Source organism: Congregibacter variabilis (assembly GCF_045689235.1).
Lineage (GTDB): Bacteria > Pseudomonadota > Gammaproteobacteria > Pseudomonadales > Halieaceae > Congregibacter > Congregibacter variabilis.
Map to the genome: position 1 here is coordinate 3,126,945 of NZ_CP136864.1, position 14,934 is coordinate 3,141,878.

13 protein-coding genes are annotated in these 14,934 nt (G+C 54.6%); 5 read left to right on the forward strand and 8 right to left on the reverse strand.

Features of this window, described 5'->3' with window-relative positions; all coding sequences use genetic code 11:
* Positions 1 to 46 precede the first annotated feature (46 nt).
* A complete protein-coding gene (locus R0135_RS13910) occupies positions 47 to 1,258 on the forward strand; it encodes an FG-GAP repeat domain-containing protein (RefSeq protein WP_407347522.1) in 1,212 nt (403 codons plus the stop codon).
* A gap of 58 nt (positions 1,259 to 1,316) precedes the next feature.
* Here the strand turns inward: R0135_RS13910 and R0135_RS13915 are convergent, their stop codons facing one another.
* On the reverse strand, positions 1,317 to 1,697 hold the full coding sequence (locus R0135_RS13915; protein WP_407347523.1) for a VOC family protein: 381 nt from the start codon (positions 1,695 to 1,697) through the stop codon (positions 1,317 to 1,319).
* 223 nt (positions 1,698 to 1,920) lie between these two features.
* Between R0135_RS13915 and R0135_RS13920 the strand changes: the two genes are divergently transcribed.
* Entirely contained in the window at positions 1,921 to 3,177 is a 1,257-nt protein-coding gene (locus R0135_RS13920; RefSeq protein ID WP_407347524.1) for a hypothetical protein, read from the forward strand.
* Positions 3,178 to 3,186: 9 nt separating this feature from the next.
* On the opposite strand, the gene R0135_RS13925 is transcribed toward R0135_RS13920, so the two are convergent.
* The gene (locus R0135_RS13925) at positions 3,187 to 4,251 is read right to left on the reverse strand and encodes a DUF1214 domain-containing protein (RefSeq protein WP_407347525.1); all 1,065 of its coding nucleotides are present in this window, start codon (positions 4,249 to 4,251) and stop codon (positions 3,187 to 3,189) included.
* Between the two features lie 395 nt (positions 4,252 to 4,646).
* Between R0135_RS13925 and truC the strand changes: the two genes are divergently transcribed.
* Entirely contained in the window at positions 4,647 to 5,381 is a 735-nt protein-coding gene (gene truC, locus R0135_RS13930) for a tRNA pseudouridine(65) synthase TruC (protein ID WP_407349925.1), read from the forward strand.
* Positions 5,382 to 5,410: 29 nt separating this feature from the next.
* Here truC and R0135_RS13935 read toward each other — a convergent pair whose 3' ends face one another.
* The 3 genes from R0135_RS13935 to R0135_RS13945 all read right to left on the reverse strand — a co-directional run bounded on the left by R0135_RS13935 (position 5,411) and on the right by R0135_RS13945 (position 7,754).
* Positions 5,411 to 6,067, reverse strand: a complete 657-nt coding sequence (locus R0135_RS13935; protein WP_407347526.1) for a glutathione S-transferase family protein — start codon at positions 6,065 to 6,067, stop codon at positions 5,411 to 5,413.
* Positions 6,068 to 6,194: 127 nt separating this feature from the next.
* Positions 6,195 to 6,617 carry a nuclear transport factor 2 family protein gene (locus tag R0135_RS13940; RefSeq protein ID WP_407347527.1) on the reverse strand — a complete coding sequence of 141 codons (423 nt, stop codon included), beginning with the start codon at positions 6,615 to 6,617 and terminating at the stop codon, positions 6,195 to 6,197.
* A 90-nt stretch (positions 6,618 to 6,707) separates the two neighbouring features.
* A complete protein-coding gene (locus R0135_RS13945; protein ID WP_407347528.1) occupies positions 6,708 to 7,754 on the reverse strand; it encodes a 2-dehydropantoate 2-reductase in 1,047 nt (348 codons plus the stop codon).
* Positions 7,755 to 7,945: 191 nt separating this feature from the next.
* Between R0135_RS13945 and R0135_RS13950 the strand changes: the two genes are divergently transcribed.
* Positions 7,946 to 9,502: an amidase gene (locus R0135_RS13950; protein ID WP_407347529.1), complete on the forward strand. Its 1,557-nt coding sequence runs from the start codon at positions 7,946 to 7,948 to the stop codon at positions 9,500 to 9,502.
* Between the two features lie 5 nt (positions 9,503 to 9,507).
* Here the strand turns inward: R0135_RS13950 and R0135_RS13955 are convergent, their stop codons facing one another.
* Genes R0135_RS13955 through R0135_RS13965 form a run of 3 tightly spaced genes read right to left on the reverse strand, consistent with a single transcriptional unit; the run spans position 9,508 to position 13,175 of the window.
* Entirely contained in the window at positions 9,508 to 9,660 is a 153-nt protein-coding gene (locus R0135_RS13955) for a hypothetical protein (RefSeq protein WP_407347530.1), read from the reverse strand.
* A 20-nt stretch (positions 9,661 to 9,680) separates the two neighbouring features.
* On the reverse strand, positions 9,681 to 11,231 hold the full coding sequence (locus tag R0135_RS13960; RefSeq protein ID WP_407347531.1) for a PQQ-dependent sugar dehydrogenase: 1,551 nt from the start codon (positions 11,229 to 11,231) through the stop codon (positions 9,681 to 9,683).
* A gap of 33 nt (positions 11,232 to 11,264) precedes the next feature.
* Positions 11,265 to 13,175, reverse strand: a complete 1,911-nt coding sequence (locus R0135_RS13965) for a PQQ-binding-like beta-propeller repeat protein (RefSeq protein WP_407347532.1) — start codon at positions 13,173 to 13,175, stop codon at positions 11,265 to 11,267.
* A 183-nt stretch (positions 13,176 to 13,358) separates the two neighbouring features.
* Here R0135_RS13965 and R0135_RS13970 point away from each other — a divergent pair, with 183 nt between their 5' ends.
* Entirely contained in the window at positions 13,359 to 14,870 is a 1,512-nt protein-coding gene (locus R0135_RS13970) for an amidohydrolase family protein (RefSeq protein WP_407347533.1), read from the forward strand.
* The last annotated feature ends 64 nt before the right edge of the window (positions 14,871 to 14,934 follow it).

Below are 14,934 nucleotides of genomic sequence, written 5' to 3' on the forward strand. Positions count from 1 at the left end.
GTTTTCCAGGACTATGCCTGCCTGTTTGCACTCTATACTACTGGCCATGAGAAAAATTCGCATACTCGCTCTTTGTACACCGATCATAACCTCCCTATTGGTCACTGCCTGTGACGTTCCCGAGGCGATTACTACACAGTCGGGTGCTCGCTCCTTTGAGCGCAGTCTTGCCTTAGAAGATGCCGCCTACACCTCGGCGAACGTCAGCCTGGGCGATGTGAATGGCGATGGTCATTTGGATGTGATCTTGGTGAAAGGCCGACACTGGCCGCTTCAAAATCAGCTTCGCCTAGGCGACGGCAAGGGCGGTTTTGCAACGCCAATACCGGTGGGCCCGGGGCCTGATCGATCCTATACCGGCGAGCTTGTTGATCTGGATGATGACGGCGACCTCGACATGATTGTGAGCAATGACTCACCGGACCCCAAGCGCGTCTTACACAACGATGGCAGCGGTAACTTTACTGAGGTCCAGCAGTTCGGCACCCCAGACTGGAATACCCGCCATGTGTCCGTGGCAGACTTAAATGGCGACGGACGCGCCGACGTGATCGCCGCGAACCGCGGCGGGCCCGCGGGCACCGAGAATTTTGTTTGTTTTGGAGCAGGCGGTGGCTTGCTTCAGCAACCCTGCACCGTCGTATACCGGGGCTCTGCGACCACTATCACGCCCGCAGATATGGATGGGGATGGCGATCTGGATTTGGTGATTCCTCATCGTGATGGTGGCCAAAGTGAGCTGCTATTGAATAACGGGGCCGGCGTATTTGCAGATGGCAAAGTATTCGGTCCCAGAAGCGTGGGGTATCGGTCTGCGGCGGTAGCAGACTTTGATAAAGACGGGTTCATGGATGTGGCGATTATTGCTCCGGGTTCCCGCACTGGTATTGAGACTCAAGGCCCGGATGGAGGTAGTGGTGTGGTCGCGAGGCCTCGTCGAGGCGTTTTTTACGGTGGCCCCGACTTAGACTTTGGCAAGCTTAAAGCCTTGCGCGAATCGTCAGAGCGTCCTTACGCTATCCTTGCTGCAGATGTGGACGCCGATGGGCGAACTGACCTGATTGTCGGTCATGTCGAGGCGCGCCCGGTTGTTTGGTTCAATGAGGGGTCGCGCAACTTTACGCCGGTCAGCTTTGGTGATGACGAAGGCACGGCTTACGGGTTTGCGGTGAATGACCTCAATGGCGATGGCCTTATGGATATTGTGGTCGCTCGGTCGGGCGCACCCAACATAATTTACTTCGGAAGCGCCGAGTAACTGAGCTGAGTCCGAGAACTACAGCGCCGATTCACCGTAGCATCAAATCAGCGCATCTCTACCCGTAGCAGAACACATCGAGCTTGTGGCCCTCCAGATCGCGAAAGTACGCTGCATAAAATCCTTCTCCGCCCTCAGCGCGCAGTCCCGGTGCACCTTCGTCGCTGCCACCAAGCTCTATTGCCTTGGCATGAATGCGATCAACCTTCTGCTGACTGTCTACGGAGATAGCAGCCATGGTGCCGTTGCCAATGGTGGCAGGCTCCCCATTGTGCGGTGTCATAACGCACAGCATGGGGCTTTCCATAGTCGCGCCCCAGGCGTAGCCCCGTTCACCGAAGTCCATCATGCGCGACACGCCGATTTCGGTTAGCAGGGCATCGTAAAAGGCGGATGATTTCGCAAGATCGTTAGTACCAAGAACAATGTAACCAATCATAGGCAGATCTCCTTGTGTTTTTCCCGCAGTGAACCTGTGTCCCCCTGCGCTTTTCCTGCAGCAGCTTAGCTTGAAGATTTACGGGATGAAAGCGGAGGGAGTTCGTCCTTGGTAATGCATCAGCGGTGCATATCCCTTCAGCAAGGTACTGCCCTAAGTCCTTAGGCTGCGCTAAGCTGCATGCATGATAATTCTCCTACGACGTCTCAAGTATGAGCTTTTTATGAAGGACGAAGTCCGCAAATACCTAAGCTATGCCATTGGCGAGTTACTGCTGGTGGTTTTTGGTATTTTTATTGCGCTGCAGATCGACAATTGGAATGACGACAGAAAGCAGCGTGCCAGTCTCTATAGCTATTTGGAAACTATTGCTCAGAACATGCACGAGGATCTGGGTGAGTTAGCCTTGCTGCGGGAGCAGCGCATGCAGCATCTAGAGGCGGCTCTTCGGCATGTTATTTTGAGCAACCAAACGCAGTACACCACGACGGAGATATTCGCAGCCACTCAGGGCTGGGCGGTGGCGGGGACAGAGCTTTTTTTTAGCGCCAATACCTCCGGTTACGACGCATTAAAAATATCGCCTGTGATCGGTCGATTGCAGGGCACGGGCGTCGATACCCTTTTGTCGACCTACTATGACACGGTGGGCCGTATTGAGTTACTGGAGCGTAGTCATGCGGAGTACGTCCGAACCTACAGCGTTGAAGTAATGCGGGGTCAGGATCCCGGGATAGAGGCTTACGCATGGAGCAATCCATCAGCCTTGTCTCCCGAGCGTTTTACAGAGTTGCAGCCCTACTACAGCGCGTCCATCCGGAGTCCTGCTTGGTCGTCAACTCTCTATGGACAAGGTCGGGTGGAGCATCTGGTTATGCTTTACGACAGTCTCGTTCCGTTTTTCGATGCTCTGAAGTCTGTCACCGCAGGAGGCAGGCTGGCCGTGATATCTACAATGCCTGAAACGGCTATGGATCGAGTGCGGGCGGGTGAGGGTCAGCCTGTGCTTGTAGCGAGCGGCGGAGCGGCACATGAAGCCTATTATCTGGGTATCGCGGTTGCCCCAGGCAGTGGTTCGCCTTCTTTTGACTACAGCAAGAGAGTTGCCGACGAACTACAGCTAAAGCATAACGGTGGAGCAGATTGGATCTCGGTTTATTTCTCTGTGGGAGGCGTGGACACGGTGAACCTTGGTCGTCAGGGTTGGGATTTTTCGGCGTTTAGTACTCTGGAACTTGAGATGCGAGGTGCTTTGGGCGGCGAAGTTATTAGCGTCGCCATTAAGGACGTGGACGACCCGGATGATCGGCCGCCCATTAGCGTGGAGATTACCCTCGAGAAAGCGTGGCGAAGCTACAAGATTGACCTGTCAGAATTCTCCCCCGCTGATCTGAGTGCTCTGAACGTCCCCCTGGCCATTAACTTTGTGCCGGCCACGGAGCCCGCAACAGTCATGATTCGCAATGCCCGTTATCGATAACTCCGGTCGCTATTTGGGTTGCAGCGAAGACAGTATCCGGTGTCCCTGCTCGCGAATGCGATCGCTGGGTTGATAGTGACGGGCGGTAAGGTTGACAACGCCCGAGCCGTTCTCTGTGGGGATATTGTTTGGCGCGCCTTTGCCACAACCAAAACTTACGGTGATCGATCCATCGGCATTCGCTTTGGCGGTATGCGAATTCATGCTGGCAAGGTCATTAAACATGAAGCCATTACCGTCATAGACGGTGATGGACCAAAAGGCGGTGTTGTGCGGGTCATCAAAGCTCACCTGATGGCATTGATTGGCCGAGAACCCGCCAGAAATTTCGTAGATATTGTCCTTCCACTGCGCACCGCCCCAGCCAGCGGCTGATGCTACTTCGTATATTTCCCGTACGAAAAACTCCCGTGACTCATCAGTCGGGGCAGTAAACATGCTGCGACCCATTGCTTCTCCGTAACGGGCTACCAAGCCGGGTAGTCGAGATTTAAGTTCGTTCTCGGCGCGTTCGAAGGACGCTTTATCAACCGGTTCGGTGGTGAACAGGGATGCCTTGGCTGCGGAGATGCGGATTTGATCCTGATAAAAAGCTGCTTCGCTTTTGCTGAATGTTGAATCCAGTCGAACGATGACAAAGACGTGACTACCGTAATGGGTGGCCAGCTCGTAGCTGCCGCCGCCGTAAGACATGGGTTGGATCCGATGGTCTTCGGTGACGGGTTGCATGGAGATGTATTTCCCAGCCGGAACCTCCGGAAGAGTAATGGTGGCGCCCCCGGACACGTCTACTACAGCCATAGAGTAGTAAGTGTCACGATTCATGCGCACCACCGGCTGCTGCGCTGTCGGCGTCAAGTCTCTACGGTGTACCATCACGTTAACCCCTAAAGCCGATTGCGCCCTGATGATCTGCCGGGCAGATTCGGCAATGGGATAGGTCTCGGGTGTCACTTCAATGCCATCTGCAGAGAAGAATTCACTGAACTTGGATGTTGGTGCAGCGACGCTGCTGAGACTCAGGCTCATGGCTAGGCTAAGCACAGATAATTTAATAAGCAGTAAGATTCTCATAGCGGTTTCCGGTGGCTGTATCTGACGTTCTTAACGTTATCACAGTTGAATGTATTGGCCATTCAGGTATCGGCTAATAAGGATAGGATGGCTCTCAAGGGGCCCGCAGTGGCTGCCGGTCGTTTTTTTTGCGGGGCCTGAGTTGACCATGCGTCTCTGGGACAGAGCAGCATTAGGGTTATCCCATGATGAATACGCTAAGCTCTTCAGGTGATAAGACAGAGCGGCGTAATAGATATGTGGAAGCAAAAAACACTCTTGGCCATAGCTGACCTGAGTCTGGCAGCGACGCATGAGGTGAACGCCGCACCCCCAACCACGACGAGCGTTTTAACTGCGCCGCACTGCAAGCACGGGATGACAATCACCATGTCTGTGCGACCCTGTTTTTGCTAGTGCTGGATATTATCCATCAGGATGACACTCTCGTGGTTATCGATAAGCCGGCGGGCCTATTGGTGCATCGCAGTAAGATTGACCGGCACGAAACACAGTTTGCCCTGCAGATACTGCGAGATCAGCTAGGGCAGCATGTATTTCCGGTACATCGGCTTGATAAGCCCACGTCTGGCTTGTTGGTGTTTGCGCTATCGAGTGAGGTGGCGATGCTTTTGTCTGAGCAATTCGCAAGCCGCACAATAGCCAAGCGATACCTTGCAGTGGTTAGAGGTTATTGCCCTGAGCAGGGCGAGATCGATCACGCGCTTAAAGAAAAGCACGATCGCATAGCGGACACACAAGCAAAGACAGATAAGCCTCCGCAGGAGGCACTCACCTATTACCGCAGGCTCGCGCAGATTGAATGGCCCGAAGCGGTAGACCGTTATCCTCAGTCAAGATACTCACTAGTGGAGCTTCTGCCCCAAACAGGTCGCAAGCACCAACTGCGTCGGCATATGAAGCACATCGGACATCCCATCATCGGAGATGCAACTCACGGAAAGGGCGTACACAACCGTTTTTTTGCCCGCCGTTTTGACTGCGCGCGTTTATTGCTCGCTTGTACCGGCCTTGATTTCGAGCACCCGATGACAGGTAGACCGTTGCAGCTGAGTGCTCCGCCGGGCGTCGCCTTCAAACGGGTCATTGACGCCTTCGGGTGGCACGATGCCGTGGACAGGCTCCTCTGACTGGAGGCAGGGCCGGAGTGCTCGGCGGATCAGTTGCGTGACGCTATGTAGGCAAAGAAATCTTCTTTGTTTGCCTCGACATCAGCATCGATTTGCTTGGAGATTGGGTCACCTGCCAAGCGGCTGCGCCAGTCTTTGAGTCCATCGATTTCAGACACTATGTCGCGCTTTAACACTGCCGCCCCCGCGTCGACGACGCTGAGTACATAGCGCACATAAATGTCCGCCATGGTGAACTCGCTTCCGATGAGGAATGGGTCACAGGAACAAAACTCCGAGAGACTCGCTATACCTTTATCAAGCATGGCATTGACCTCTTCGCAAAGAGACTCTGGTGGTGTTTGCTGAGTGAATACAAAGGGCAGCAAGCGTCGGCAGGGCAGTTCGAGGTATAGCTCGGCGCAGCGCATGATCTGTCGTACTCGGCTGCGAGCGAAAGGATCTTTAGGCAGCAGAGCGGGCTCCGGGAACATGTCTTCGAGGTATTCGCACAAGACCGAAGACTCGGCAATGTGTTGCCCGTCAGAGGTGGTCATCGATGGAACCTTGCGAGCTGGATTGAGGCGCTCGTAGCCCTCGCCACTGCCGTAGACAAGATCTTCGGTGAATGGGATTCCTTTGTATAAAAGTACATGCTTTGGAATATTGTAGTAGTTGCTGTACGCAAAGCCGTGAAGGGTGATCATTAATTTAGTCCGTATCGAAGAGGTGCTAGATGCTAGCGCGTCGCCAGGAGGCGCGCTACCGGTATCAAGCACATAATTGCCCAAGGATACTTTGCTAGATACCTGGGAGCCGCCCGGGGATATGTCCCTATAGATTGTCGCCGTGATTGTCCATCCACTGGGCAAAGGTCAGCAGGGATTCTTCTTTAATAACACTTTTGAGCTCAATGATCTGGCTGTCCGCAACGCGCGCCACTTCACTACCGGATACCTCAAGCGTTGGCATGCCCTGTCGTGAAAACCGAATAGTCCAGTTTGCCGTCACTACATCGGCGTTGCTTGAAACGCTATGAAACCTAAGATCTCGCTTATCCATTTTACGGTCGAGGCCATCAACGGCGTTTTTTAACTTTAGCAAAATCGCATCACGTCCGAACGCTGGGGCAGATCCGTCTCCAGCGTCATAGCTGGCGTCTGGGCTGAAATGGGCACCGACGCGGGACCAGTCGTCATCTGCATAAGCGAGCTCAAAGTCGCTGGCATAGGCTTGAAATCTCTGTTCTATATCCAATGTGTTCTCCAGATGCTTGCACGGCCTGTCGCAGTAATTGGTAGGAGCCGATGTTCATATCCCCGCCATAAAAAGAACGTTGAGCGGGTCCTAAGGATAGCTTAGCGGCGAACTATGCCCGACGAAAGACGCTATTAGGTCTTTGCCGCTGATCCCTCTTGCCAACTGCCCTCGTTCAGCCGCATGAATCATTTCTACCAGTCGTTTATTAGCAGAGCTTTGCAATCCGAGGGCTTCACCTTCTCTTACTACCGCGCCATTAAGGTAGTCGACCTCTGTAGTTTTTCCAGCGCTTAGGTCCCACCACATGGATGCGCGAACGGTGGGGTCAATCGCTATCATCTTTTGTCCCACTCGCTTGAACACAAAGTCAGGCAGGGCAATAAAGATTGGGATTAGACGCCCGGGCAAGTTGGCCACTGCCGGCAGCTCGATGTTTTTGGCTTTGCAGACCACCAGGAGTTCACGCATTAGCATGGCGATCACGCGACGGTAGTCGCGATCCTCTAACATCTCCTTTACCGGAATGTCGGCGAGTGCGTTCACAGCATTCGCCAAATTGAGTTGGAGTTTTGCCCAGAGCAAAGCCTGCATATGGTCGCAGCTCCTGGTTGGCAGCAGCGGGGAGTTAATATTGGTTGCCAGATCGCGGGCGATGTCCGGACAATCGGCAAGTTCCTCAATCCAAAGGTAACCTTCAGAGCCTCGGTGTAAATGACCAGCGCTCGGCTCCGCCACGTTAAATACCACCATCGCGCGCATTACAGTGTTGTGCGGAAACTTCTCTTTTACAGCCTTGTCTGAGCCCAGGCCATTTTGCACGCAAAAGATTACCGTATTGGGGCCAACCAGTGCGGGTAATTCGTCGAGCGCGCTCTCGACAGCGGTACATTTAACGGTGAGCCACAAAAAGTCGCAGGCGCGCGACTGGGGCGCATCGCCCAACTGCTTATCTGAGATGAATGTAACTTGATTGATCTCAGCGGCATGATCTTGGTAATCGGTGAGGCGCAAACCATCTGCCAGCTTTTCTTGAACTGCAGGTCGAGCGACCATACTTACATCCAAGCCCTTGTCTGTCATCGCGCCGGCGAGATATCCACCGATGAGCCCTGCGCCAAAAACCACATGTTGCATTGCCTTAGGTCACCTGTGTTTAGCAATCAAAGAGTAAGAACATTAGGACATAGTAAGCTAGTTGGCTGATGCTTACTGCGTTTACATTGAAGAGCAGCGGAGTTCACAAAGAACCGGCGGCGACTGGCACTGCTTAATAGAGGGATACATCTGTGAATCTAAGATTGTTGGTTGGGCGACTCACTGTGTTAATGAGTCTTACATTAGCAGCGTGTACTGCAAATGGCGCCGATGAAAGCACTGATGATAGTAAAGGCAGCGGCTTTCAGTTTGTCGAAGCAAGTATTAACGATGTGCATCGCGCCCTGCGTAGTGGCGACATGAGTTGCGTGGATATTGTTAAGGGCTACCTTCGGCGCATCGAGACCTATGACCAGCCTTTGGGCCTCAATGCGGTGATCTTCACAAACCCCGCGGCGTTAAAAAGGGCTGCGCGCATTGATGCGAAGCTCGCGGCTGGCGAACCACTGGGTCCGCTGTACTGCGTGCCGGTGTTATTAAAAGATAATTTTGACACCCGCGACATGCCCACCAGTGGGGGCTCAGTTGTCCTCAAAAACAGCCTGCCGCCAAATGATGCCTTCATGGTCAAGAAGTTGCGCGAGGCCGGCGCCATAGTGATTGCAAAAACCAATATGGCCGAGTGGGCATTTAGCCCCAAGCAAACCGTGAGCTCCAGCTACGGCACCACAGCTAACGCCTATGCACTTGATCGCGTGCCCGCAGGCTCTAGTGGCGGGACAGCCTCTGCCACGGCGGCAAGTTTTGGTGTGATCGGCATGGGCACGGATACCGGTAACTCAATTCGTGGGCCTTCATCACATCTGGCGCTTTTTGGTATTCGCTCGACTCTGGGCCTTACCAGTCGCGATGGTGTGATTCCCTTGGCGTTTGATCGTGACATTGCCGGCCCTATGACAAGAGCGGTCGAAGACGCTGCCAAAGTCTTTAATGTCGTTGCTGGTTTTGATCCTGCGGATCCATTTACGGAGCTGGGTAAGGGGCTGCGTGAGGAGGATTACACGGCCTTCCTGAATCCACAGGCGCTGCGGGGCAAGCGTATCGGTGTTTTACGTGCTCTGGTTGATACTGACGATGCTGATCCAGCGGTGATTGCTGTGTTCGAGACGGCGCTCGCGGATTTAGCCGCCCAGGGCGCTGTCATTGTGGATCCTTTTACCGTAGAGAACCTTGAAGAGCACCTGGAGGGAGATTATTTTTGTGCGCGTTTTCGTTACGACATGCATGGGTACCTGCAGTCATTGGGAGAGCGCGCGCCGATTAAAGATGTGATGGAAGTGCGCAGTCGTGGTGAATATTCGCCGTATATCAAAGGCCGCCTGGATTACTTTGCTACCTTTCCAGCTGATGTGTCTCCGGTGAAGCTGGATCCGCCTTGCCCGGAGTTCCCTAATCACTCAGGTAGGCAGGCGTATCTTGAGGACGTTCTGGGGTCCATGGATTCAGCACAGATAGATGCCATTGTTTACCCAAGCTGGACCAACCCGCCGGCGCGGCTGGAAAATGCTGTCGAAGAGTACCTGGGTGACAACAGCCAGCTAGTCGCACCGGCGACCGGACTGCCAGCGGTGAGTGTGCCCATGGGATACAGCTACGGCGGATTGCCGGCAGGGCTACAGATTCTGGGTCGGCCCTACAGTGAAGGGCTATTGTTCTCGCTCGCCTATGCCTACGAGCAGGCAACGCGGCACCGACGGCCGCCTGTAAGTTTTCCCGCTATTGACTGAGGCAATCAGCGCTGAGCCAAAAATCCTCGGAAGTTGGAGGTGTAAGGATCATAGAGCGTCGTTATTAACGGCGTAGAAGCTGGAGTTTCGCGTTCCTCATGCTCGGTGAGAGCGGTACTGGACGCAAAGTTCACAAGATCAGCTATGGTTTTAGTCATCAGTAAACTTTCGCTTTATTCTAATGAGGACCGCTCATGGGCATGCCCAAATTATCAGACAGGTATCGTACGATCGTTGTGTAGTCTTCGTCCGTAAGCGCCATACCGTTACCCACCATTACGCTAACCACCTGTAACCACTCGTCAGGCGAGCGAGGCTGGTCGACAACCAGGTCTATACCGTGACAACGAGTGCATGCCTCCATGGTGAGTTCCATGCCGGGTGCTTCCGGTAGCGCCAGGCTGTGCGTGGCGGTCATTGCGCTGTCGGTCGGAGAACTCGAGGGCGTAGGCGGCTCAATCCGCAGTAGCATGCCATCGGTGTCTTTTGGTCCCCGGAGCCGGCCTTCGGTAAGGACGTAGATATGGCCGTCGGGGCCCTGGCGAATATCGCGAAAGCGCACGCCTAACTCGTTGAGCATCGTATCCCCCTGCTTAATGAAGTCGCCCCGGATGACCATCTGCGCCACCATTTTTGATCCCGCTCCCGCGATCATCAAACTGCCCTTTAAGCGGGGAAATTTATCCCCGGTATAGAAGAACATGTTCTCGGGATTGAAGGGCGGGTTCCAAAAAAACAGAGGGTCATCCATGCCGTCCCGGTGCCAGGGCTGATCGGATACGGGGCTTCCGGAGTAGTGCCTGCCTAAGGAAACGAGGGGCCATCCGTAATTGTGCCCGGGGATCACGCGATTGATCTCGTCGCCACCGGCCGGCCCGAACTCAGATGCCCACATGTCGCCGGTCTTTGGGTGCCAGGCAATGCCGTAGACATTGCGATGCCCGTAGCTGTAGATCTCGTCTTTTGCATCGGGGTCTTTTACGAAGGGGTTGTCGGGTGGCACTGAGCCATCGTCGCGCACTCGCAAAATTTTTCCGATATGGCTGTCGAGGTTTTGTGCCTGCGGTCGCGCGCTGGATTGATCACTGGAGGTGGTGCCGTCCCGATCGCCGACGCTGATGTAGAGCATGCCGTCGGGACCAAAGACCATGCGCCCACCGTAGGTGCCCAGCGGACTCTCCCAGGCGTCAGCGACGAGAATGTCTTCTACATCTTTTAAGCGGCCTTGCTCGAAACGAGCGCGTAGCACCGCTAGCGTCGTTCCCTTTTGTGGCTCGCGGTCCTTGGTGTACGAGATGTACAGGACTCGGTTGCTCGCGAACTCCGGGTGTAAAACGATATCGTGTAGGCCGCCGAGGCCCACGTTGTTTAAAGGTGGTAGCCCATGCACTGGCTCCGGATCGAGAATGCCGTCGGTCACGACTCGCAAACGCCCGGGTCGCTCGGTGATCAACATAGTCTGACCGTCTGGCAGAAACACCAGTCCGTCTGGATGCGACAGACCCTCGGCCAGTTTGACGACTCGAAGAGACATACCACCCTTGCTTTTGAGGAGAACTGGCCCGTCCACCGCCGCACCGGCAAGCGCGTCCTGCGGATAGGCCCGTGCTATCTGCGCCTCCGTGAGCGGCGAGGTGACGCCCGGCGTATCGATGGTTTGGGCAATACTGGCAAGAGGCATTGTTGCCAAAGTTGCAACAGCAATGGTGAAGGAAAGCCTGGGGATCATGTCTGCTCCGTAAATGGGTGTTGCACTTGCAGCCTAGTCGATACTCATAGCCACGAGTTCTGCGGGATGGTTTATCCCTCCAACGCTCACGAGAATATATTGCTTTCCCTCGAACATGTAGCTGATCGGTGGCGAGGTTGTACCCGCGCCGAGGTCAGCCTCCCAAACCACCTCGCCGGTCTGCTTGTCGTAGGCACGGAACATATTGCCACCGCTAAACTTGGGCATGCTGATGCCGACGGCAGATCCCTCACCCAGAAACAGGAATGACTTGGTGAGCAGGGGTGCCGCTCTGCCGGCTTGACCCAGGGGTGGAAGGTCCAGATCCTTAAGCAGGGGGTGATCCCGGGGACCATCACCGTTGGGCACCATCCATAGATGCTCACCGCTATTCATGTCGATGGCCGTGATTCGACCGTAGGGCGGTTTGACCAAGGGCAGGCCTTGGGGGCCGTCCAAATACAGCTTGTCTTCGGCGGGGCGGCGATAATTGTCCCTGCCGATCCACGGTACCGTCACTGACGGGACGTAGATCACGCCCGTTTGTGGGTCTAGTGCTGCACCGGTCCAGTTTGCCCCGCCAACCCAACCGGGTAAGTAAAGCGTGCCTAGCTTGCCGTCGGCGCCGCCAGCGACAGAGGGCGCCGTATACATCGGCCCATGTACGTAGCGATTCATAATCTTTACAGCTTCGGCTCTCAGCTCAGGCGTGAAGTCGATCAATTGATCCGCGTTCATTCCCTGGCGATCAAAGGGCTTGGGTTTTACGGGTATGGGCTGTGTGGGGGAGGCCTTTTCGCCGGGCATGGTCGAAGCCGCCACGGGTGTCTCTATGATCGGAAACAGTGACTCGCCGGTGGCCCGATCAAAGGCAAAGACATAGCCCATCTTGGTGACCTGAATCGCAGCTTTGCGCAGTTTACCGTTGACCTTAATGTCCGCCAGCATGGGCGGTGTGGGCAGATCGTAATCCCACAAGTCGTGATGAACTGTCTGAAAGTGCCAAATCTTTTTGCCAGTCCTGGCATCCAGGGCGACGACGGAGTCCGAGTAAAGATTGTCGCCGGGCCGCGCAACTCCGTAATAGTCGTTTGAGGGAGCACTCAGGGGCAGGTAAACGTAGCCCAGCTCTTCGTCGGCACTGAAAGCAGACCAGACCTTGGTCTTGCCGCCTTGACGCCAGGATTCGTTTTCCCAGGTTTCTACACCGGGTTCGCCTTCTCGAGGAATGGTGTGGAAGGTCCACAGGTGCTCGCCCGTGTGTGCGTCGTAGCCGCGCACATCACCGGCAAGCGACGCCTTGTTAATGTCGCCGGTGCCCGTGGCGATGGGCTGGCCGCCGACCACAATCACGTCGTTGACTACGATGGGCGCTGGCGCATTCCAGGTGAATACAGTCTTGGGATCTTCTCGCAGATCCACGCGGCCGTTGTCCCCAAAGTCCGTGACCACAGCACCCGTTTTGGCGACCAGTAAATATAGGTACGCCCCGCGAATGCTGACTATACGGGCCGCATCACCGCTGCCCCAAAGTGTGATCGCACGGCTGGCGCTGGCTCGCCTGGGCGTAGATTCGCCAACGGCATTACTCTGGCGCCAAATGAGTTCGCCGCTACCGGGGTTGCGAGCCTCCACCTGTCCAATCTGATTGCTCATATACAGCACGCCGTCGACCACAAGCGGCGCATTCCGGTAGTTGTTGGACGGCCGGAGCTTTGGGTTCTCAGTCAGTACAGCGGGGTCCAGTGCGGGCGCGCGCCAGATTACCTTGAGTCGATCGATGGTTTTGGCATTGATCTGATCGAGGGACGAATACTTTGTGTCACTAATATCGCCACCGAAGTGGGGCCAATCCGCAGTTGCTTCGGCAAGGGCATCGGTTCCGCCGAAGGTCGTGCAAAGCGCGATCAAGAGGGCAAGGCCCTTTGTGGTCGATGTGTGCATATCCTCGTTCCCTTTGCATTGCGGTCGCTATTCTTGAGATCAGCGTTTAAGGATGATCCAGTAAGCCAGGTCCATGATAGCGCAGGCATACATGCTGAGGTCTAAAGAAACTTGCTACTGCGCACTACAGTTTCATACGCGATACTGTTTGTGCCTCCAACATTAGATACAGCTGTCATAACAATGAAAAACCCTCATCGCGCGCTAATTTGTGTTTTGCTGTTTATGACCAAAATGACTGTTGCTGCCGACTACACCTTGGTGATTAATCATGGACGTGTGATTGATCCGGAGTCGGGGTTGGATGCGGTTCGTCATATCGGCATCTCTGGCAAGAAGATAGTTCTTGTGTCGGAAAAACCGCTGACAGCAGGCAGGGTGATTGACGCCTCGGGCCTGGTTGTGGCCCCCGGGTTCATTGATTTGCACACGCACTCTCCAACCCCCCTGGGTGAGTATTACCAGGCCTTTGACGGAGTGACTACGGCGTTGGAGTTAGAGGCTGGGTTTTTCCCGGTACTTGAGTACGGAACTGAAATATCCGAAGCGCCTTTGATCAATTATGGTGCTGCCGCTGGCTATTTGGGTATGCGGATTTTCGAGAAGAACGGCCTAAAACTTTCCAGCGGAACGCCAGAACCCAAACCCGTGGGCTTAAAGGGATGGCTAACCGCGGCAAAGTTTTTCTTTAGTGATTTTGACACTGCCTTGTCAGCTTCCTTTAAAGAGCAGGCTTCCATGGAAGAATTAGCGGCACTACGCGACTTATTACTCACTGATCTAGACAACGGGGCGATCGGTGTCGGCCTGGCATTGGATTACGTAAGTGCTGCGATTCAAGAGGCAGAGATGCGCATGATTTTTGAGGTCGCCGCGCAGCGCGACGCCACCATTTTTGTGCATGTGCGCCGCGGTATCGATGGTGATCCCGCCGGCATACGAGAGGTGATTGGCTACGCCCGGGAGTACGAGGCATCGGTACACATCTGCCATATCACACACAATGCGATTAGCAATCTCGAACTGTTTCTACGAGAGGTCCGTGAAGCGAGAGCCGCTGGAGTGGACGTGACCACGGAGTTGCTTCCTTACAATGCTGGATCAGCGCTGATTTCATCGGCGGTCTTTGGTCGCGACTGGCAGACAATCTTTAACATTAGCTACGAAGACGTGGAGTGGGCGGCTACCGGCGAGCGATTTAATAAAGAAATGTGGGATGACTATTACGTCAACCGGCCCAAAGGGCAGGTAATCCATCATTACCTCAAAGAAGAGTGGACTCAGCGGGCGGTGCAGGAGCCGGGGGTCATCATCGTTAGCGATTTGTTGCCTATGGCCAGTCGGGACAAAAAAGTGGCCCCACACAATGGCGCTTTCAGTAAGGTACTGGGGCGCTACGTTCGTGAACAGGGGTTGCTGGATCTAGCTACAGCTATCGCGAAAATGACTTTACTCCCTGCCCGTCGATTGGAGAGCTATGCTCCGGCATTTCTGAGTAAGGGAAGGATTCAGGAAAACATGGATGCAGACATCACCGTGTTCGATCCGGACACGATCCGCGATAACGCGACTTATCAATCGCCCTACCAAACAGCTACTGGTATTGCACACGTGATTGTTAATGGTCAGTTGATTATCGAAGATGGCCAACAGGTTGAGGGTGTACGCCCCGGCGAACGAATACTGGCCAGGTAATTCTTGTGTCACACTAAGCTACTTTTTAGTCACGCACCTTATTACAGGACTAGAATGCCGTTCC

Excerpts from the sequence above, each read along its gene's own strand:
- R0135_RS13910 (WP_407347522.1), top strand. The coding sequence starts at position 47 with ATGAGAAAAATTCGCATACTCGCTCTTTGTACACCGATCATAACCTCC.
- R0135_RS13970 (WP_407347533.1), top strand. The coding sequence starts at position 13,359 with ATGAAAAACCCTCATCGCGCGCTAATTTGTGTTTTGCTGTTTATGACC.
- R0135_RS13915 (WP_407347523.1), bottom strand. The coding sequence starts at position 1,697 with ATGATTGGTTACATTGTTCTTGGTACTAACGATCTTGCGAAATCATCC.
- R0135_RS13945 (WP_407347528.1), bottom strand. The coding sequence starts at position 7,754 with ATGCAACATGTGGTTTTTGGCGCAGGGCTCATCGGTGGATATCTCGCC.
- R0135_RS13920 (WP_407347524.1), top strand. The coding sequence starts at position 1,921 with ATGAAGGACGAAGTCCGCAAATACCTAAGCTATGCCATTGGCGAGTTA.
- R0135_RS13955 (WP_407347530.1), bottom strand. The coding sequence starts at position 9,660 with ATGACTAAAACCATAGCTGATCTTGTGAACTTTGCGTCCAGTACCGCT.
- R0135_RS13965 (WP_407347532.1), bottom strand. The coding sequence starts at position 13,175 with ATGCACACATCGACCACAAAGGGCCTTGCCCTCTTGATCGCGCTTTGC.
- R0135_RS13925 (WP_407347525.1), bottom strand. The coding sequence starts at position 4,251 with ATGAGAATCTTACTGCTTATTAAATTATCTGTGCTTAGCCTAGCCATG.
- R0135_RS13960 (WP_407347531.1), bottom strand. The coding sequence starts at position 11,231 with ATGATCCCCAGGCTTTCCTTCACCATTGCTGTTGCAACTTTGGCAACA.
- R0135_RS13935 (WP_407347526.1), bottom strand. The coding sequence starts at position 6,067 with ATGATCACCCTTCACGGCTTTGCGTACAGCAACTACTACAATATTCCA.
- R0135_RS13950 (WP_407347529.1), top strand. The coding sequence starts at position 7,946 with ATGAGTCTTACATTAGCAGCGTGTACTGCAAATGGCGCCGATGAAAGC.